Source organism: Salinibacter pepae, from assembly GCF_947077775.1.
Lineage (GTDB): Bacteria > Bacteroidota > Rhodothermia > Rhodothermales > Salinibacteraceae > Salinibacter > Salinibacter pepae.
On the sequence record NZ_CAMTTE010000001.1, the window covers coordinates 2,922,701 to 2,941,891 of the forward strand.

The window sequence follows — 19,191 nt, forward strand, 5'->3', positions numbered from 1 at the left end:
CGAGCCCGTCCCCCTTATGGAAGCGGTTTCCCCAAACTCGGTTCGTCCTGCTGAGGTCAAAGAGCTTCTGTCCGAGCACATGCTGACGAAGGGCATGATGCCCATGGTGCTCGACATGGAGGCGAGTCAGGGCGTCCGGCTGCACGACCAGAAAAGCGGCCGCTCACTCATCGACCTGTTCGGCTTTTACGCCTCGAACCCCCTCGGGATGAACCATCCGAAGATGAGTGGGGACGAGGCGTTCATGGAGCGGCTGGTGGACGCGGCCCTCAACAAGGTGACCAACTCCGACGTCATGACCGGACACATGGCGCGGTTCGTGGACACCTTCGACCGGGTGGGCATTCCGGACTACCTGCCGTACACGTTCTTCATCTCCGGCGGGGCCCTGGCCGTGGAGAACGCGCTGAAGACGGCGTTCGACTGGAAGGTGCGCAAGAACCATCAGAAGGGATACCGCCGCGAGGTGGGGCACCAGGTGCTGCACCTGGACCAGGCCTTTCACGGGCGCACGGGCTACACCATGTCGCTCACGAACACGGCCGACCCGCGGAAGACGATGTTCTTCCCGAAGTTCGACTGGCCGCGCATCACGAACCCGAAGGTCCACTTTCCGCTCGATGCCGACGAGCAGGAGCGCGTGCGGGCCCACGAGGAGGAGGCCCTCCGACAGGCCAAGCGCCACTTTCACGAGCGCGAGGACCAGATTGCCGCCGTCATTCTGGAGCCGATCCAAGGAGAAGGGGGCGACAACCACTTCCGGCCCGCCTTTCTGCGAGACCTGAAGGCCCTGGCCCACGAGAACGACACCCTACTCGTGTTTGACGAGGTGCAGAGTGGCGTCGGCATCACGGGCGAGTTCTGGGCGCACCAGGCCCTGGGCGTAAAGCCCGACATCATGGCGTTCGGCAAGAAGTCGCAGGTGTGCGGCATCCTGGCCGGGCGCAAGCTCGACGAGGTGGACGATCATGTTTTCGAGACGCCCAGCCGCATCAACTCCACGTGGGGCGGCAACATCGTGGACATGGTACGCTTCGACCGCATCCTCGAAATCATGGAGGAGGAGCAGCTCGTGGACCACGCGGGACGGGTGGGGACGCACCTCCAGCACCGGCTGCACGAACTGGCGGAGGAGTTCCCGGCCGTGTCCAACGTGCGGGGCGAGGGCCTCATGACGGCCTTTACGCTTCCGAGCACCGAGTACCGCGACCATGTGGCCCAGCAGACGTACGAGGAGGGGGCCATCATTCTCGGGTGCGGCGACCGGTCCATCCGCTTCCGCACGCCGCTCACAATCACGGAGGATGAGGTGGACGAGGGCATGGCCTGCATCCGCCGCGCGCTAAAGACGATGGCGAGTGCGCACGGCCCACACGCCGACGAGACGCGGTCCCACGCCCAGTAGGGCACCTTGCGCCCAGTAGGGCACCTTGGCGTTGCGCGGGCCGGAGTGCCCCCCCGGCCGGGCGTCCCGACGGGGCCCCGACGAGGTCACTCCTCGCGCTCGCCGGCGGCCATCAGTTCGCGGGCGCTCGCGAGGGCGGCGTCGGTGATGTCCTCGCCGCTGATGAGGGAGGCGACCTGCGTGGCCTGCTCGTCCTCGTCGAGCCGGTGGATCGTGGTTTTCGTGGTGCCGTCCTCCACGATCTTTTCCACCTTGAAGTGGCAGTCTCCGAGGGCGGCGATCTGGGGAAGGTGCGTGATCGTGATGATCTGGTGGTAGCGGGCCAGGTCGTGCATGCTCTCGCCCACGCGGCGGGCCATGTTGCCGGAGATGCCCACGTCGATCTCGTCGAACACGAGGATGGGGAGCCGCTCGCTCTTGGCGAGGATCGTCTTGAGCGCGAGCATGATGCGGCTGATCTCGCCGCCGGACGCGACCTCGGCGAGGGGCATGGGGGACACGCCGACGTTGGTGGAAATGAAGAACTCGACCTGGTCCATCCCCTTCTGAAACGCCCGGTAGTGGGCGTCCGCGTCGTCGGGCTGGATCCACCCGTCGGGGTCCTCCTGTCGCGTGAAGCGCACCTCGAACTGGCTGTCGGGCATCCCGAGCGTGCCCAGCTCCGCGAGGATGGCGTCTTCGATCCGGGTGGCCACCTCGCGGCGCTTCTGGGAAAGGCGCTGCGCCACGTCCGTCAGGTCCGCCTTCGCCTCGTCGATCTGCGCGTCGAGGCGCTCCAGGTTGCCCTCAAAGTCCTGGGCCAGCTCGTACTTCTCGCCGATTTCGCGCCGGTGCTCCAGGACGGCCTCCAGGCTGCCCCCGTACTTCCGCTTCAGCTTCTCGATCTCCGTGGTGCGCTCCCGAATGTCCTGCAGGCGCTCCGGGTCGAACTCGACGTGGGCGTTGTAGTCCTGCAGGAAGTTGGCCAGCTCGCTGACGATGATGCGGGCCGACTCGATCTCGTCGACGTGCTCCTCGAACGCGTCGTCGATGCGGGCAAGGTCCTGCAGGTCGTTGCGCGAGATCACGAGCTGATCGTGCAGCGCGTCCTCGCTCTCGAAGAGCCGCTCGTAGAGCTCCTTGGTGGAGGCGTAGAGGTGCTCGGCGTTTTCGAGCACGCGCTGCTCGGCCCGCAGCTCGTCCTCCTCGCCGGGCTGGGGGTCGACGGCGTCAATCTCCTCGATCTGAAACTCGTACAGCTCCTTCTGCTGCCGCAGCTCCCGCTCGCGGGCGGCCAGCGCCTCGCGCTCGTCCACGAGGGTGGCCACCCGGCTCCGCTGTTCCCGGTAGCTTTCGACGAGCCCGCTCAGCCCGCCGAAGCTGTCGAGCAGGCGGAGGTGGGTTTCGGTGTGGAGGAGGCTCTGGTGCTCGTGCTGGCCGTGCAGGTCGATCAGCTCGCCGGCCACCGTCCGCATCACGTCGAGCGTGGCCGGGGTGTCGTTCACGAAGCCGCGGCTGCCCCGCTCCGTGATGCGGCGGCGCAGGATGACGCGGGGGAGGGGATCGGTGGGAATCTCGTTTTCCCGGAGGACGGCCCGGATGCGCTCGGTGTCCGCGTCGTCGAAGATGCCCTCCACGACCGCCTTCGAGGTGCCCTCCCGCACCACGTCGGTGTTGGCCCGCTCGCCCAGAATCATGCGCAGCGCCCCGATCAGGATCGACTTGCCGGCCCCCGTGGCGCCCGTGATGATGTTCAGCCCGCTCTCGAACTCCATCTCCAGCTCCTTGATCAGGGCATAGTCCTGAACGGACAACGACTGCAGCATGGCAGAATGGGGCTTTCAAATTACGGATTGAAGACCGTGCGGGGGCAAGGCCCGAACGCCCATCCTCAATCTGTAATCGTCAGTGGAAGAGGGGTCGCCCGGCCGACGCAGGGCCATCGTGCGCGGCGGCACGGCCGGATCACGACACCAGGGACCAGCCGCCCTGATTGATCTTCTTCTTGGCGTACTTCCACTTCATCTCCGTGGTCTCGCCGTTGGCGTTGTTGCGGACGGTGACGTACTCGTTGCGGCCCGGCTCGTCGGCCACGGTCACCGGCTGCTTCTCCTCGACGGTCGGGTCGCGCTCGGCGGCCTCGCCCTCCTGGCCCCCGCCCCCGTCGCCGTCGGCGTCGATGCTGTAGTCCGGCTGGGCGGAGTCGTGCTGGGTCTGGGCGTTGCGCTGGCTGAGACGGCCCTTCGGCCCCTCGCCCGTGGTCTGCACCTCGTCGTCGACCACCGGCCCGGCGCGGAAGACGAGGGAAACGACCTCCTGGCCGATCTCGGCCATCATGTCGGAGAAGAGGTCGAACGCCTCCATCTTGTACTCCACGACCGGGTCCTTGCGCCCGAACGAGCGGAGGCCGATGCCCTCCTTCAGCTCGTCGAGCTCGCGCAGGTGGTCGGTCCACTTCTCGTCGATCGTCTGGAGCATGGCGGTGCGCTCGAGCGCCTCGTTGATCTCCTCCCCGTTCGTCTCAAGGGCCTCGTCGACGTCCGCCACGGCCCGGATCGCGTCCTGGCCGTCGGTGAAGTCGACGAACACCTGCTCGATCATGTCGTCGCCGCGTTCCTGATTCAGGTCGCGCAGCGTCTGGTAGAACGGCTGAGCAATGTTGGCGCGCTTCTGTCGGTAGTAGTCGGTGGCCACGTCGTAGACGTGGTCCACGACGCCGTCCTCCCCGAGCTGCACGAACTCCTCGCGGTCCATCTCCAGGTCGAAGGCGAGGGTGCGGAGGAGGTCCTCCCGCAGGCCCGCGATGTTGCCCTGCCCGTAGTGCCGCTCCACGAGCGCCTCGATGTACTCGTAGAGCATGTTGAGCACCTGGCCGTGGAACCGCTCGCCGGTGAGGGCCTCGCGGCGGCGCTTGTAGATGACCTCGCGCTGCGAGTTGAGCACGTCGTCGTACTCCAGCTGGCGCTTCCGGATGGCGAAGTTGTTCTGCTCCACCTTCGACTGCGCCCGCTTGATGCTCTTGTTGATCCAGGGGTGCGTGATGACCTCACCCTCCTCGATGCCCATGCTGTCCATGACCTTTGCCACTCGGTCCGAGCCGAAGAGGCGCATCAGGTCGTCCTCGAGGGAGACGTAGAACTGGCTCTCGCCCGGGTCGCCCTGGCGCCCGGCGCGGCCGCGCAGCTGAAGGTCGATGCGACGGCTTTCGTGGCGCTCCGAGCCCAGGATGGCCAGCCCGCCGAGCTCGCGCACCTCGTCGGTAATCTGGATGTCGGTCCCGCGCCCCGCCATGTTCGTGGCGATCGTGACGGAGCCCTTCTGCCCGGCCTCGGCCACGATCTGGGCCTCCTCCTTGGCCCGGTCCTGCTTGGCGTTGAGCACGTTGTGGGGGATGCCTTCCCGCTCGAGGGTGCGGCTGATCGTCTCGGACACCTCCACCGAGGCCGAGCCCACGAGCACCGGCTGGCCGCGCTTGTTGTACTCCTTGACCTTCTCGACGATGGCGTTGTACTTCTCCCGCTTCGTCTGAAAGACGAGGTCGTCCTTGTCGTCCCGCCGCACCGGCTCGTGGGTGGGGACGACCACCACGTCCAGGTCGTAGATCTCGTTGAACTCCTCCGCCTCCGTCTCCGCCGTGCCGGTCATGCCGGACAGCTTGTCGTACATGCGGAAGTAGTTCTGGAGCGTGACGGAGGCGTAGGTCTGCGTGGCGTTCTGAATCTCGACCTCTTCCTTCGCCTCCAGCGCCTCGTGGAGCCCTTCTGAGTAGCGGCGCCCCTCCATGACGCGTCCGGTGTGCTCGTCGACGATCTGTACCTTGCCCTCCTGCACGATGTACTCGGTGTCGCGCTCGTACAGGGTGAACGCCTTGAGAAGCTGCTCGATGGCGTGGACGCGCTCGGCCCGCTCCGAATAGGTGTTGTAGATCTCGCGCTTTGCCTCCTGGAGCTCCTTCTCCAGCTCCCGCTTGTCGTTCATGTACTTGTTCTCGCGCTTCTCCTGAGGCAGGTCTTCCTCCTGGAGCGCCTCCTCCAGCTCGTCGACCTTCTTCTGGTACTCGTCCTCGACCTCGGCAATCTTGTCGCCGACGACGGGGAGGACGAACAGGTCCTCCGACGCGTCCATAATCTTGGCAATGTACGCCTGGCCCTTCTCCGTCATCTCCACGGTCTGCTTCTTCTCGTCGACCGAGAAGTAGAGCTCCTCGTCGACGAACGGCATGCGCTTGGCGTTCTCCTGCAGGTAGAAGTTCTCGGTCTTCTGCCGCAGGCGCTCCATGCCGGGCTCGTTGAGGAGCTTCTGGAGCTGACGGTTCTTGGGGTAGCCGCGGGAGGCCCGGAAGAGGGACAGGCCCGCCTCGTCCTCCAGCTCCTGGGCGCGTCGCGAGTCGCCTTCTTCTTCGGCTTCTGCTTTCTCCTCCAGCAGCTCGCGCGTCTCCTTCACGAACGACCGCACGAGGCGGCGCTGGGCCTCCACGAGCTGCTCCACCGGGTCGCGCAGCTCCCGGTACTCGTCGTTCTCCTGGTCGGGCACCGGGCCGCTGATGATAAGCGGCGTGCGGGCCTCGTCGATCAGGACCGAGTCGATCTCGTCGATGATGGCATAGTGGTGGCCCCGTTGCATCAGCTGCTCGGGGCGCACGACGAACGAGTTGTCCCGCAGGTAGTCGAAGCCGATCTCGTTGTTGGTGCCGTACGTGATGTCGGCCTCGTACGCCTCCTTGCGGCCCTCCGTGTGCGGGTCGTAGCGGTTGACGCAGTCGACCGTGAGGCCGTGAAACTCGTAGATGGGCCCCATCCACTCGGTGTCCCGCTCGGCGAGGTAGTCGTTGACCGTCACGAGCTGGCAGCCCCGGCCCGTGAGGGCGTTGAGGTAGAGGGGCATCACGGCGGCCAGCGTCTTTCCCTCGCCGGTCTTCATCTCCGCGATGCGGCCCTGGTGGAGCACGATGGCGCCCAGGATCTGCACGTCGTAGGGCACCATGTCCCATTCAATCTTCGAGCCGCCGGCCCTCCACGTCTCGCCGAGCATGCGGCGGCACGTCTCCTTCACGACGGCGAACGCCTCGGGGAGCAGCTCCCACAGCGTGTCCTCCACGACGTCCTGCCACTCCTCCTCGAGCTCGTCAAACTCATCGTACAGGGCGTCCCGCTCGTCGAGGGAGAGGGCCTCGCCCTCCATCTCGGTTACCTGTCCGTCCCCGCCGACGGGGCCCTCCAGGCCGGGGGCCCGTTTCAGCTTTTCCCGAATCTCGTCCTGCCGCGCTTCGATGTCGGCCACGGCCTCCCGAATCTCTGCCCGAAACGCGTCGGTCTTGGCGCGGAGCTCGTCGTCCGTGAGGTCCTGAAGCTCCTCGTAATGGTCGTTGATCTCTTCGACGATGGGCCAGAGCTTATTGAGCTCCCGCTCATTCGGGTCGCCGAACAGATTCTTGATCCATTCAAACATATGTGCGAAGAGGGCGCGTGCCTGGGAAGAGAGACGACGAGTCGCATGCTCCAGCGGCGGCGTCCGCCGTATCGACGCCGCCCAAACGAGGGGCGGCGGCGAGATACATCACGGTTGTCACGGAAGGCGCCGGGTTGCGTTCCCGCTCGGCCTGGCATAGGCGCCCGGGGGCTCCGGAGTGGCCTGGGGGGCAGAAGCCCGCTGAGGGGACGCAGCGGGGCCCCGAACCCAACGGGGCCCATGTAGTTTCTGTAAATGAAAACGGGTAGGGGGCGTCTCTCCAAAGCGGGGGCGGCGCTCGGGCGTCGAGGGGAGCCCGTCCCAATTTCATTGCCTGCCTCCACCGGGCCATGCTTGTTGTCAATAAAATTCTGGTGCCCCACGACTTTACGCCCGCCTCGGCCCGGGTGCTGCCCCATGGACTCGCCCTCGCCGCGAAGATGAAGGCGCGGTTTTATGTGCTTCACGTGACCGATCGGTCCGACGCCCCCTACCCGGCCCGAGACCTGCCGGCCGTCCGAAAGACGCTGCAACGGACCGGGGCGGTCTCGGAAGAGGCCCTGCGCGCGGTGCCCATTGAGGGCGTGTCCCGCACCGACGGCGGCGTGGCCGAGACCATCCACCGCTTCGCCGACGAGGAAGAGATCGACCTAATTGCCCTCGGCACGCGGGGCCGGGAGGGGGCCCGCCGGCTTCTGCTGGGGAGCGTGGGCGAGACGGTGATCCGCCGCGCCGAACGCCCGGTGCTCGCCCTGCGCGGGAAGGGCGTTGGCACTCCGCCCGTGCCCGGAATGCTGGACCGCATCCTCGTGCCCGTGGATTTTTCGGAGAATGCGCGGGAGGCCGCACGGGTGGCGGCGGAGTGGGCCCGCGTCTTCGACGCACGGGTAGACCTCCTGCACGTCGTGACGGGCAGTTCGGCGTCGCCCCCTGAACAGGCGCCGTCCGTTTCGGACGAGGAGCACGCTGGCCCTCAGAAAAAGGCCCGACGGGCACTGGCGAGGATGGGCCGAGGGCTGGGGGCCCTGGGCGTTCCGGTGGCGGTGCACGTCCGATCCGGCGCGGCCGCGTCCACGATCGCTGCATTCGCCGAGGCCGAGGAGGCGGACGCCATCGTCATGTCGACGCGGGGGCGGACGGGGCTGGAGCGGTTCCTGCTCGGCAGCGTGGCGGAGGCCGTGATCCGGCACGTGCCCTGTCCCGTGCTCACGGTGCGGACGTACGGCCGGTCCATCCGGGCGCTCGCGGACTGAGCGGCCCGGTGCATCGGGGGGCACATTGAGGGCCGGCGCCGCCTCGCCCCGCCCCCATCAGTGCGTTCGGCTCTCTACACGTCCAGCTCCTCCAGGTCCGCCGGGTCGCGTTTGAGGAGGCCCTGCTTCTTGTAGTAGATCATCGTCGTGTCCAGGGTGCCGTGGCGCATGCGCTCCTTCACCTCTTCGAGCGGCATGCCGTCGTTGAGCCAGAGGAGGGCGGCCGTATGGGTGAGGCTGTGCGGCGTGACCCCCTTGCGCTTGATGCCGGCCTCCTTGAGGTAGCCGTTGATGCGGCTTCGCACCGACCGGGTTTGGAGCCGCTGTCCCTTCGACCGGTGGCCGTGCGAGACAAACAGCGGATCCTCGGGGTGCACGTCGTCGCGGGTGTCGAGGTACGCCTCCACGGCTTCCAGCACGGGCGGATCGAGCGGCGCCTCCTGGTCCTTGACCTCGCGCCCCTTGCCCTGCACGCGTAGCACCGGGCCCATGAGGGTGTGCTCCAGGTCCTCCACGTCGGCCCGCACGATCTCGATCTCGCTAAGGCCCGCGTAGAGCATGAGCGAGATGATGGCGTGGTCGCGCTTGTCGATCTGGGTCGCGTCGTCCACGACTGCCTCCAGCTCTTCGATGTCGGACTCCGTGAGCACGGAGCGGGAGTGCGTCTCGGGCCGCCGGTTGCCCTTCACGCCCGTGGCCGGGTTTTCGGTCAGCGCGCCGATGTCGGTCAGGTACTGGCAGAAGCGCCGTAGGGCTGTCAGGTAGGTGGACACGGAGACCTGGCTCAGGTCGCGGTCCTCCATCAGGTAGCGCTTATACTCGCGCACCCCGTCCTCGGTGAACCGGAAGGTGTTCTGCTGGACGAACCACTTCTCAAACGAGTTCAGGGAGCGGCGGTACGTGCCCACCGTCTCGTCGCTTTTGTCCTCCAGGTAGTCGTCCTGGAAGGCCTGCAGGTGGTCGCGCAATTCCCGGAGGGAGAGCTCCAGCTCCGGGCCGGGTGAGGATGTGTCGTCGGGCATGGGATGGGGCGCAGAGAAAAAGAGGAACCGTCGTCGTGTAATCAACGGCCCACGCTGGACGGTGTCAATAACGGAATCCGACAGGCGCCCTGTCCTGAGTGGCCGTCCCGTGTCCGACCCTTCTCCCTGGTGGGATCTTCGAAGACCGGCCCCGGCCTCCTGATCCCCAATCTGCCCGTACCGTTCGTCTCGTCCTTCAATGGCTGCCCACTTTCTTCACCGGACAGGTGGCCCGGTGGGGGCCTTTTCCTCGGCTACCACGGGGGGTACGTGGGATGCCTCTTCCTTGCTGCGACGCAGCACGACGCGCCTCCCGCATTCAGCACGGCCATGTGGACCGTTGTCGCTCCCCTGACGGGGCTCCCCCTGCTCGGGGCCTCCGCGCGAGGGGGGTGGGGCGAACGCCACTAGACGGGCCGCCACGCACGAGAATCCTTCGGGCAGTCCCCCCGTTGGCTCCCAAAGACGTTTCGCCCTCGTCAGCCAGTGCCTGCATGTCTTTTGAGGACCGCGACCCGGCCTCCCTGTCCCCGGAGCAAAAGGTGGGGCTGCCCCCCGGCTCCGTCGTGTTTGTGGGAGAGGACCGCACCGAGCCCGTCCAGTTTCGGGTTCTGGAATACGGGCCCGACCATCTCGTTGAGACCGACAACGAAGGCCTCGACGAGGTGCTTACGTACCGGGACACGGCGCCCGTCACGTGGATCAACGTCACGGGGGTTCACGACGAGTCCGTAATCCGAACCGTTGGGGACCACTTCCACGTCCATCCGCTCATTCAGGAGGACATCGCCCACACGGGCCAGCGGCCCAAGCTGGACCCCCAGGACGACTATCTCTACCTCGTTGTCAAGATGCTCTACTTCGACGAGGATCGGGGCGGCGCCCTCCGGGCCGAGCAGGTGAGCTTTCTGGTGGGGGAACGCAATCTCATCTCGTTTCAGGAAGACCCCGGCGACGTGTTCGATCCCGTCCGCAAGCGCATCCGCAACGGGCGGGGTCACATCCGCGACCGGGGCCCGGATTACCTTGCCTACGCCCTCCTCGATGTGATCGTCGACCACTACTTCGTGGTCTTGGACGAACTGGGGACCCGCACCGAAGACCTCGAAGACGAGATCATGAGGGAGAACGGTTACGACGTGGAGGACGACATCCACGACCTGCGCCGCGACCTGATCTTCATGCGCCGGATGACGTGGCCGATGCGGGAGCTTCTTCACCAGCTCGAACGGCTCGACTCGTCCTTCTGGGCGGATGACAACCGGCCCTACGTGCGCGACACGTACGACCATGTGGTGCAGGTGCTCGACCTCGTGGAGGCGCTCCGCGACACGGCGAGCGGGCTGCACGACCTGCACATGACGTCCATCAGCAACCGCATGAACGAGATCATGAAGGTGCTGACGATCATCGGGACGATCTTCATCCCGCTCACGTTCGTGGCCGGGATCTACGGCATGAACTTCGAATACATGCCCGAGCTGACATGGCACTGGGCCTACCCCGCCGTATGGGGCCTGATGATCGTCACGGCCGGGGCGCTCCTGGTGTACTTCCGCCGCCGCGAATGGATTTGAGGGGACGTTCTATGCCCCTCGTCTCGCCACGCGAACTTCGGGGCTGCCCCTCGCGCGACACGGGTCCTCAGAACAACACGTTTTTCCGCACCATCCCTACCCCTCTTCTCCCTGATGCCTTCTTCCGACTCTGCCGACCCAGCCGTCTATCAGCGCGGCGATGCCCTCGACGAGGTTCTGCCGCCCGAGTCGACCGGAAGGGGGCCCTCCGCCGCACGCTCGACGGAGGAGTGGGCCGCAGACGCAGGAATCTACGACCTTTCGGAGCAGGAGTACTGGAACTGGCTTGCGACGCTGATCCGGGAGGGAAGCGAGCTCGATGAGCATCTGGACGACATCCTCGAGGACGTATACGACCTGGAGCCGGCCTTCTACAGCCGGAACGGGCGGCGAGCGCTCCAGGAGCGCCTCCGCCAGCTTCACGAGGTGCGCACCTCCGTGCGGGCGTTCGAGCAGGACGTGGAGCAGCTCTCGTTCGTCTTCGCGAGGGCCGACACGGTCGAGACCGGTGGGGCAGACAACGCTGAACTCGTCCTGTCGGGCATCAAACGGACGTACGACCGCGCCTACGACCTGTGCCTCTACAAACTGGACCGCATCAGTGACGGCTGGGTCACGGCCACCAACCTCCTGATTAGCCTGACCATCCTCGTCGTCACCATCCTGTTCTGGTTGGAGTTCCGGTAGCGGCGCGGCCCCGACGAGGCGGTTGATTGTGACCATCCGGGTCGCTGATTGGGACGGGGCCCCCCTGGATGTTTTCCTCGTGTTGCCCCTGGTTTTGGATGGCCGTGGCGCCGAGCGCTCTGCTCGACGCGTACGTGCAGCTCCCCCTTGCCAACCGGGTCCGGCTCCGTGGGGGGCTTTTCAAAGCGCCGTATAGCGCCGAATTTCTCACGCCGCGACCGCTACCCTGGGGGCCTTCAACGGCACGCGGGGCCTCAGCACGAACGACAACGACAACCTGCTCTACCTGGCTCGCCTGTCCGGGTCGCTGCCCGCGGGGTCCGGCACGCTCGACCTCGGCGCGAGTGGGGGGTATAGCATCGACGACGGCGTGACCATCCCGAACACGGCGACGTCGTATTCGGGCACGCGGGCCCTCTTCCAGGCCGACGCCCAGTACGAGACGGAGCGGTGGCTCGTGGCCGGGGCCCTGCACGCGGCCGACCTGGAGCATGACGGGCCCACCGTCCCCGAAACACAGGCCCAGTCGCCCGTCGGCTACTACGTGACGGGCGGGCTGAACGTCCACGACCGGCATCAGGTGCTCGCGCGGGTGGAGGGCTACGCCCCCGATACGCCCGGTGCGTCTCCTGACGACCAACTCGTCCTGGGCTACAACTACGACGCCTCCTCGGTCTTCCGGGTGGTGGTAAACTATCAGGCCTCCACGGAGGACCTTGCGGAAGGCTTCCTTACGGGGCGGCTGCAGATGGCCTTCTAGTCCGACGTCGTGCCGGGCACCCCCGCACAACAAGAATGGGGGCATCCGCCGGTCGCACATCACGCGACGGGTGGAGGCCCTCATTTTCGATTTCCTATGGTGGAGAGGTCCGGGGCGGGTCCCCGCCAGACCTGTTAGAAGCGGTGGGCCAGGCCGAGGCCGGCGAAGAAGGCGCTCCGGTTCTCGTCGAGCTGAAGTCCGGTATTGACGTCCAGCTGCGTGTCCGGGCTTGACAGGAGGCTGAGGCCTGCCTCCACGTAGTTTGTGTTGAGGCCCGTGGAGTAAAAGCCGGCGTAGCCGACGTACGCGCCCACACGGTCGGTAACGCCGAAGCTCAGCGTCGGGATGAAAAGGTAGGAGGGGTCCGCGTCGCCGCCGTAGGGGACCTCCGTCCCGCCGTTGACCGAGATCCCGAGCCCCTCGCCGAGGGCCCCGTCGTAGGCGAGCGCCAGCGTTTGGGACACGCGGTCGGACTCAAATGCGCCCGTTCCGGTCGGGAGGGTCCAGGTGCTCACCAGGCTGAAGGCGGAGAGGGACGACTGGGCGAGGCGGAGCTTGCCGCCGACGCTCGTGCCGGTGTACTCGGTGCCGGGGGCGTCGAGCGCAACGGAGCCCACGCCGCCCCGCAGCTCCAGCACGTCGGCCACGCCGTACCGGAGCAGAAGCTGCCCGAGCTCGCCGTTCGTCCCGAAGTCGTCGTTGGCCGCGGCGGCCCCGAGCTCGGCCTGGACGGTGCCGGGGGCGACCGTCGTTGTGCCGTCCCCGAACCCGGGACGGTCGGCGGCGATCTGTCCCGTCGCGGACGAGGGGGCCAGCCATACAACGGCGAACGGGAGGACAAGAGCGAGAGCAAGGCGGGTCGAAGAGAGGTTCATGCGTCGGAAAAAGGCGGTTACGAGAGGGAATGACGGAGAGACGAGTGAGGGCCGCAGGGGGCTATGTAAGCACGCAGAAATACGTTTATTCGAGGGTCATTCTGAGCGACCGACGACCGGAGGGAGGAGCGAGTCGAAGAATCTTACTGGGTCCAGCGCGAACGCTGATTTGAGAATATACCGGCCTGAAGGTCGCTTCTGCTGATCTTCGAAGAGATTCCTCGACTCCGCTTCGCTGCGCTCGGAATGACTTGTTGTTAAGGTTCTTTTGCGTGTCTACTTAGGTCGGTTCCGGATCCGGGGCGGAGGGGGACGGGTCGTCCGTTTCGCCCGCCTGCTGTACCGGAAAGGGGGTCGTCTCGCTGCCGGTGTAGAGGGTGCGGTGGGGGAAGGGAATTTCGATATCGTGCTCGTCGAAGGCTTCCTTGATTTCGACGGGAATGCTGTTGCGGAGGTCGAGGAAGTGTTCGGTCTTGGCCCACACCGAGAACTGGTGATTGATGGACGAGTCCCCGTAGCCCTGAAAAATGATGAGAGGGGTCGGTTCTTCGAGGCACAGGGGGTTGCGGTCCGCCACCTCCATCAGCACCTCGCGCACCTCCCGTAGGTCTTCTTTGTAGGCCACCCCCACCTGCAGGTCGACCCGCCGGATGGGAAACCGGCGCAGGTTGGTCACCTCCGACTTGATCATCGTCTCGTTCGGGATGCGGACGAACAGGTTGTCGAAGGTGCGGAGCTTGACCGAGAGCAGGTCGACCGAGAGCACCTCGCCGGTGGTGCCGTTCACGCGGATCACGTCGCCGACGGCGAAGGGCCGCTCGCCCAGCAGGAAGAGGCCACTGATGACGTTGGAGGCCGACGTTTGGGAGGCAAACCCGATTGCGACGGTCAGGATGCCGGCCGCCCCGAGCAGTACGCTCAGGTCGAACCCAAGCTCCATGAGGGCCGAGGCCGTGAACAGCCCGGCGATGCCGTAGAGCGCGCCCCGCCGGAGGATCATGGCCCGCTGGGCGTCCTCCTCCGCGAACAGCCGCGCGAGCCCGTTGCCGGCCAGGCGGCCGAGCGCAAGGCCGACGAGGATTTTTAGCAGGGCCTTGAGGGCGCTTACGGCCTGCGGGCTCGTCAGGTAGTCGACGGCGAGGGTCCACCACTGCTCCATGGGACGGTTCGGTTGGGAAAGAGAACGTTGCGGGGAGGCGCTACGGGGCGAAGAGCGTGCCCACGGCGCTGAACGTGCTCGTGAAGAGGCTCTTCTTGGTCGTCTCGCGGGGCTCTTGGAGGCGCTCGGCCGCCTTCGCGTCGGCCGGAGGGCCGCTGCGGACCTGCACGTCGGCCCCCTCCCGGTCGGCCGAGTGCGTCATCGTGACGCCCTGGGTCCAGAGCTGGTCGTTGGGGGTCGCGTACAGGGCGAGGTGCTGCACCGGAAGCTGCACCCGCTCCAGCGCCAGTGGGTCCACAGCGGTGTTTCGGACCCGGAGCGGCGTCACGGCCCGGTGGTCGCGGCGCGGAAGGGCGTCGAGGCGGAGCCGGCCGGCGGTGCGGGTCGCGTAGCAGAACTCGCCGTCGACGGTGGAGGCCCCGAACCACGTGTCGGACATGCGGAACGACGGCACCTCCTGCAGCTTCCGGTCCGAGTCCGAGAGCGTGATCTGAATCCAGAGGGCCGTGCTCAGGTACAGCGTCACCGACTCCTCCGGGGGCACGTACAGCGGATGCTCCGGCCGCGAGACGACCGGCCGGTCGGCCAGGGCCGGCCGCAGCGCAATGCGCGGCTCGGTGTCGCCGAAGCTGTAGCGGCTGGTGTGAACGGCCGGATCGTCTGTGTCGAGAACAGGCGCCATGTCCGCCTCCGAAAGGGGGCTCGTGACGTCGCTTCGGTTGGACAGGGGATCCGCGGGCCCGGCGTCGGGGGACGGCCGATGAACGATCCGCCACTCGCGGTCCGTGCGGTAGAGCCAGAGCGTCGACGGGCCGACGGCCCACCGGCCGCCGGTCTGCACGTCAAGGGAGACCGTGCCCCACCACGGCGTCGGGTCCCCGTCGGGCGTGGAGGGCTCCATGGTCCGGCTGGGGAATTGGAAGAAGAGGGCGAAGGGGCGCGAAAAGAAAGCGCAGTCTCGGCAATCGCCATCCAAGCAATCGCCATCCAAAAATAAAGGCAGAGGCGCCCGTGGGCAACCGGAAGAGACCGCGTGTGCAGGGCAGCCGTACGATGCCGCCGAGCCGGCCGAGTGCACGCCCCGACATTTCCATAAGATCGGAAGGATTTCGGGCGGCGTGGCCCTGGTGGTTGTGTCTCCGAGGCCGGCTCTTCACCATGTGCGTACCCATTCCTCGTCCTTCGCCTCGCTCCAGCCTCTCCACCCGTGGCTTCGCTTCTTTTGGCCCAAACGGCGCCCGTCTTTACCCTCGACATGTTCGTCGTGTTGGGGCTCATCGCCGTCGTGCTTGTCCTGTTCATCACGGAGGTCATCCCGATCGACATGACCGCCCTTGGGGTCATCGTGGCGGTGGTGCTGCTGGAGCCGTGGACGGGCGTGGGGCCGACGGATGGCGTGTCGGGCTTCGCGAGCCCGGCCACCATCACGGTGCTGGCGATGTTCGTGCTCAGTGAGGGCGTCCGGCGGACCGGGGTGCTTCGGCGGATCGGGAATTGGATCGTGGACTGGGCGAAGGGGAGCTTCTACAGGCAGTACGGGGCGCTGGTGGGGCTTTCCGGCACCACGGCGGGCGTCATCAACAACACCCCCGTGGTGGCGATGATGATTCCGATGGCGATCAACATTGCACGCAAGACGAAGATGTCGCCGTCGAAGCTGCTGATGCCGATTTCGTTCGCGTCGATGCTGGGGGGAATGCTTACGGTGATTGGGACCTCCACCTCCATCCTGGCGAGCGACGTCAGCGCGCGCCTGATCGGACACCCGTTTTCGATGTTCGAGTTTACGGCGCTGGGGGCGCTCGTGCTGACGACGGGCGTCGGGTACCTGATGGCGGTGGGGCACCGGCTGCTGCCGGAGCGCATCAAGCCGGAAGAGGACCTGACCGACGAGTTTGAGATGAGCGGCTACCTGACCGAGGTCGTGGTGACTGAGGCCTCCCCCCTCGTCGGGGTGGCGGTCCGGCAGGCGCTGACCGCGCTGGACCTGGACATCGACGTCGTGCAGATGCGCCGCGACGGAGAGGCGTTCGCCGCTCCGCTCGGGCCCAAGCAGTTTCGCGCGGGCGACGTGCTTCTGCTGCGAACGAGCCGCGATTCGCTAGTGGAGCTGATGCAAACCCAGAAGCTGGAGCCGGTGGTGCACACGAAGATTACACAGAAGGACGTCGAGATTGAGCAGGAGAAGGAGGTGCTCATCGAGATTGTCCTCTTGTCCGACAACCCGATCATTGGAGAGACGCTCCGCTCCATTCAGTTCGCGCAGCGGTACGACGCCTTGGTGCTGGCCCTGCGGCGCTCTGGAAAGTTGCTCTACGACGAAATTGACGCGATGCCGCTGCGCGGGGGCGACACGCTGCTGGTCCAGGCGTCGGCCCCCGCCGTTGAACAATTCGAGCGGAACCGGACCTTCGTGGTCGTGCAGGACGACGAGGAGACGTCCTTTCGGAGCGAAAAGCTCCCGCTTGCCCTCGGCATCGTGGGAGGGGTAGTCGGGCTTGCGGCGCTGGAGGTGATGCCGATCCTCGTTTCGGCCCTGGGCGGGGTCGTGGCCATGGTGGCCACCGGCTGCGTGCGGCCCACCGAGGTGTACGAAGCGGTGGACTGGAGCGTGATCGTGCTCCTGGCGGGCCTCATTCCGCTGGGGATGGCCATGGAGCGGTCCGGCACCGCGGCATACCTGGCCCACGGGGTGACGGCGGTGTCGGAGGGAATCCCCGCCGTCGCGCTCCTGCTCGTCTTCTACGTCTTCACCAGCCTCGTCACCCAACTCATCAGCAACAATGCCAGCGTCATCCTCATGATTCCGATGGCCGTGGAGGCGGCCCAGCTGACCGGGGCGGACCCGTTCTCGTTCGTCCTGGCCGTCACGTTCGCCGCGAGCGGGGCCCTGCTCACGCCCATCGGCTACCAGACGAACCTGATGGTGTACGGGCCGGGCGGGTACCGCTTTACCGATTTCCTACGGATGGGGGCGCCGCTCCAGGTGCTGCTCGCCTTCGTGACCTGCGGGGGCATCTGGCTGCTGTGGGGCGTGTAGGGGCGGGGCCGACCTTCTGGCTCCCGTACCGCCGCTCCCACTCGATGTGGGGCCATCCGACAATGGGGCCGGCGTCCTCGCACGGCAGGCTACAGGGACGGGGCCCCGCGACCGATCTGAGTGGGGCGGGGGGCGTCGGGGTTAGAACAGGTCCGCGTCCGCGGAAAAGGACTCCAGCTCCGTCACGACGCGCTGCAGGAAGCTGGACCCCATGGCCCCGTCGATGATGCGGTGATCGTAGCTGAGGGAAAGGTACATCATGTGGCGGACGGAGATGGCGTCGCCGAGGCCGTCGTTTTCCACGACGACCGGCCGCTTCTGAATGGCCCCGGTGGCGAGGATGCCCACTTGCGGCTGGTTGATGATGGGCGTGCCCATCAGGGAGCCGAGTGAGCCGATGTTGGTGACCGTGAAGGTGCCGCCCTGCAGCTCATCGGGCTGGAGCTCCTTGTTGCGGGCGCGGTCGGCCACGTTTGCCGCCTTGCGGGCCAGCCCCGACACGTTGTAGTCCCCCGCGCTGCGAATGACTGGGGCGAGGAGGCCCTTGTTGCCAATGGCCACGGCGATGCCGACGTGGAAGTCGTGCTTGATGACAATCTTGTCGCCCTCCACGCTCGCGTTGAGCAGGGGATGTTCGCGGAGCGCCTCCACCGCGGCCTTCACGAAGAAGGGCGTGTAGGTGAGCTTTACGCCCTCACGCTCCAGAAAAGCCTCTTTGGTGGCCTCCCGGAGCTGGACGAGGCCCGTCACGTCGGCCTCGGCGAACGAGGTGACGTGGGCGGACGTGGCCTTCGACCGCACCATGTGCTCGGCGGTCATCTTGCGCATCCGGTCCATGGGCTGGACCTCGATGCGGTCGCCGTACTGCTGGCGCAGCTCCTCGTCGCTCGGGCCTTCGCCGACCGTGTAGTCGCCGCGGGCGCCTGCTCGCGTTCGTCGAGGTAGGCGAGCACGTCCTCCTTCGTCACGCGACCGCCCCGGCCGGAGCCGTCCAGCGATTCCAGTTCGCTCATGCGAAGCCCTTCCTCCTTCGCGATCGAGCGCACGAGGGGCGAGTAGAAGCGCCCGTCGTCGCCGCGGCGCGTAATCGTTTCTTCGGGGGCGCGCTGCGGCTCGTCGGCGTCGGGCACCGCCCCGTCGCCGGAGGGGGGCGTAGAGGGCAGCTCCGCCTCGTCGGCCTCGGGGGCCGTCTCCTGCGTGGCGTCGGGCTCGTCGGACGCGGGGGGCTCCACCGACCCGGCCTCCGCCTCCGAGGCCAGGAGGGCCACGACCGTGCCCACCTCGACGGTTTCGCCCTCCTCGACGAGCTTCTCGGTGAGCACGCCCTCGGCGGGGGAGGGCACCTCCGTGTCCACCTTGTCGGTGCCAATCTCCAGAATGGTCTCGTCGATGGCGACCGCCTCGCCGATGTCTTTGTACCAGGCGACGACGGTGCCCTCGGTAATGCTCTCGCCCATCTTGGGCATCACGACCTCCACCTCATCGCCGGAGGGGGCCGGAGACGCAGCCTCTTCTGAATCCGTCTCTGGGGGCGTCGCCTCCTCATCCGCATCCTCCTCGGCGTCCGCATCGGAGGCGTTGTCCGCCGCCTCGTCCGCGGCCGCGTCGTCGTCGGCCGGGGCCTCGGCGGGGGGGGCCTCGTCGGCGTCCACCTCCGCAGCTGCTGCTTCGGTGTCTAGCGTTGCGATGATGGTGCCCACCTCCACCGTGTCGCCCTCCTCGACGAGCGTCTCCGTCAGCACGCCGCCCTTGGGGGAGGGCACTTCCGTATCGACCTTGTCGGTCCCGATTTCGAGCAGAATCTCGTCCTGCTCCACCTCGTCGCCGGGCTGCTTGTGCCAGGCAATGACGGTGCCTTCGGTAATGCTCTCGCCCATCTTGGGCATTTCAACGTCAACTTGTGCCATGATTTCGGTCGTGTGCCGTGCAGTGAGAATGCGTGGTGGCGGTCCGGGGAGACGCCGTGTGGAAGGACTTCCAATGTAG

General features: G+C 66.6%; 14 protein-coding genes. 6 read left to right on the plus strand and 8 right to left on the minus strand.

The window, feature by feature from the left end:
- Window positions 1-16 precede the first annotated feature (16 nt).
- Entirely contained in the window at window positions 17-1,405 is a 1,389-nt protein-coding gene (gene lat, locus OJA40_RS12265; RefSeq protein WP_208425375.1) for an L-lysine 6-transaminase, read from the plus strand.
- 86 nt (window positions 1,406-1,491) lie between these two features.
- Here lat and recN read toward each other — a convergent pair whose 3' ends face one another.
- Window positions 1,492-3,210, minus strand: a complete 1,719-nt coding sequence (recN, locus tag OJA40_RS12270; RefSeq protein WP_208425374.1) for a DNA repair protein RecN — start codon at window positions 3,208-3,210, stop codon at window positions 1,492-1,494.
- Window positions 3,211-3,349: 139 nt separating this feature from the next.
- A complete protein-coding gene (secA, locus tag OJA40_RS12275) occupies window positions 3,350-6,832 on the minus strand; it encodes a preprotein translocase subunit SecA (protein ID WP_208425373.1) in 3,483 nt (1,160 codons plus the stop codon).
- A 350-nt stretch (window positions 6,833-7,182) separates the two neighbouring features.
- Between secA and OJA40_RS12280 the strand changes: the two genes are divergently transcribed.
- Window positions 7,183-8,085 (plus strand): universal stress protein, encoded by a 903-nt coding sequence (locus tag OJA40_RS12280; protein WP_263810794.1) that lies wholly within the window; start codon window positions 7,183-7,185, stop codon window positions 8,083-8,085.
- A 74-nt stretch (window positions 8,086-8,159) separates the two neighbouring features.
- Here OJA40_RS12280 and OJA40_RS12285 read toward each other — a convergent pair whose 3' ends face one another.
- Window positions 8,160-9,107 (minus strand): tyrosine-type recombinase/integrase, encoded by a 948-nt coding sequence (locus OJA40_RS12285; protein ID WP_208425372.1) that lies wholly within the window; start codon window positions 9,105-9,107, stop codon window positions 8,160-8,162.
- A 494-nt stretch (window positions 9,108-9,601) separates the two neighbouring features.
- Between OJA40_RS12285 and corA the strand changes: the two genes are divergently transcribed.
- The 3 genes from corA to OJA40_RS12300 all read left to right on the plus strand — a co-directional run bounded on the left by corA (window position 9,602) and on the right by OJA40_RS12300 (window position 12,131).
- Entirely contained in the window at window positions 9,602-10,684 is a 1,083-nt protein-coding gene (gene corA, locus OJA40_RS12290) for a magnesium/cobalt transporter CorA (RefSeq protein ID WP_208425371.1), read from the plus strand.
- A 114-nt stretch (window positions 10,685-10,798) separates the two neighbouring features.
- Entirely contained in the window at window positions 10,799-11,371 is a 573-nt protein-coding gene (locus tag OJA40_RS12295; RefSeq protein WP_208425370.1) for a hypothetical protein, read from the plus strand.
- Window positions 11,372-11,741: 370 nt separating this feature from the next.
- Window positions 11,742-12,131 carry a hypothetical protein gene (locus tag OJA40_RS12300; RefSeq protein WP_263810797.1) on the plus strand — a complete coding sequence of 130 codons (390 nt, stop codon included), beginning with the start codon at window positions 11,742-11,744 and terminating at the stop codon, window positions 12,129-12,131.
- A 134-nt stretch (window positions 12,132-12,265) separates the two neighbouring features.
- On the opposite strand, the gene OJA40_RS12305 is transcribed toward OJA40_RS12300, so the two are convergent.
- The 3 genes from OJA40_RS12305 to OJA40_RS12315 all read right to left on the minus strand — a co-directional run bounded on the left by OJA40_RS12305 (window position 12,266) and on the right by OJA40_RS12315 (window position 15,066).
- Complete coding sequence (locus OJA40_RS12305; RefSeq protein WP_208425369.1) at window positions 12,266-13,006, minus strand: transporter; 741 nt, start codon at window positions 13,004-13,006, stop codon at window positions 12,266-12,268.
- Between the two features lie 280 nt (window positions 13,007-13,286).
- Entirely contained in the window at window positions 13,287-14,165 is an 879-nt protein-coding gene (locus OJA40_RS12310; protein ID WP_208425368.1) for a mechanosensitive ion channel family protein, read from the minus strand.
- Window positions 14,166-14,205: 40 nt separating this feature from the next.
- Window positions 14,206-15,066, minus strand: coding sequence for a hypothetical protein (locus OJA40_RS12315; protein ID WP_208425367.1), 861 nt, complete (start codon window positions 15,064-15,066; stop codon window positions 14,206-14,208).
- Window positions 15,067-15,420: 354 nt separating this feature from the next.
- Between OJA40_RS12315 and OJA40_RS12320 the strand changes: the two genes are divergently transcribed.
- Window positions 15,421-17,205, plus strand: coding sequence for an SLC13 family permease (locus OJA40_RS12320; protein WP_272506587.1), 1,785 nt, complete (start codon window positions 15,421-15,423; stop codon window positions 17,203-17,205).
- A gap of 141 nt (window positions 17,206-17,346) precedes the next feature.
- On the opposite strand, the gene OJA40_RS12325 is transcribed toward OJA40_RS12320, so the two are convergent.
- Both OJA40_RS12325 and OJA40_RS12330 read right to left on the minus strand, forming a co-directional pair.
- Window positions 17,347-18,042 carry a 2-oxo acid dehydrogenase subunit E2 gene (locus tag OJA40_RS12325; RefSeq protein WP_263810798.1) on the minus strand — a complete coding sequence of 232 codons (696 nt, stop codon included), beginning with the start codon at window positions 18,040-18,042 and terminating at the stop codon, window positions 17,347-17,349.
- A complete protein-coding gene (locus tag OJA40_RS12330) occupies window positions 18,021-19,112 on the minus strand; it encodes a biotin/lipoyl-containing protein (protein WP_263810799.1) in 1,092 nt (363 codons plus the stop codon). Before OJA40_RS12330 ends, OJA40_RS12325 begins: the two co-directional genes overlap by 22 nt.
- Window positions 19,113-19,191: the final 79 nt, after the last annotated feature.

Bases quoted from the DNA above. Each gene is read 5' to 3' on its own strand.
- lat (WP_208425375.1), top strand. From the start codon at position 17: ATGGAAGCGGTTTCCCCAAACTCGGTTCGTCCTGCTGAGGTCAAAGAG.
- recN (WP_208425374.1), bottom strand. From the start codon at position 3,210: ATGCTGCAGTCGTTGTCCGTTCAGGACTATGCCCTGATCAAGGAGCTG.
- secA (WP_208425373.1), bottom strand. From the start codon at position 6,832: ATGTTTGAATGGATCAAGAATCTGTTCGGCGACCCGAATGAGCGGGAG.
- OJA40_RS12280 (WP_263810794.1), top strand. From the start codon at position 7,183: ATGCTTGTTGTCAATAAAATTCTGGTGCCCCACGACTTTACGCCCGCC.
- OJA40_RS12285 (WP_208425372.1), bottom strand. From the start codon at position 9,107: ATGCCCGACGACACATCCTCACCCGGCCCGGAGCTGGAGCTCTCCCTC.
- corA (WP_208425371.1), top strand. From the start codon at position 9,602: ATGTCTTTTGAGGACCGCGACCCGGCCTCCCTGTCCCCGGAGCAAAAG.
- OJA40_RS12295 (WP_208425370.1), top strand. From the start codon at position 10,799: ATGCCTTCTTCCGACTCTGCCGACCCAGCCGTCTATCAGCGCGGCGAT.
- OJA40_RS12305 (WP_208425369.1), bottom strand. From the start codon at position 13,006: ATGAACCTCTCTTCGACCCGCCTTGCTCTCGCTCTTGTCCTCCCGTTC.
- OJA40_RS12310 (WP_208425368.1), bottom strand. From the start codon at position 14,165: ATGGAGCAGTGGTGGACCCTCGCCGTCGACTACCTGACGAGCCCGCAG.
- OJA40_RS12315 (WP_208425367.1), bottom strand. From the start codon at position 15,066: ATGGAGCCCTCCACGCCCGACGGGGACCCGACGCCGTGGTGGGGCACG.
- OJA40_RS12320 (WP_272506587.1), top strand. From the start codon at position 15,421: ATGTTCGTCGTGTTGGGGCTCATCGCCGTCGTGCTTGTCCTGTTCATC.
- OJA40_RS12325 (WP_263810798.1), bottom strand. From the start codon at position 18,042: ATGGACCGGATGCGCAAGATGACCGCCGAGCACATGGTGCGGTCGAAG.
- OJA40_RS12330 (WP_263810799.1), bottom strand. From the start codon at position 19,112: ATGGCACAAGTTGACGTTGAAATGCCCAAGATGGGCGAGAGCATTACC.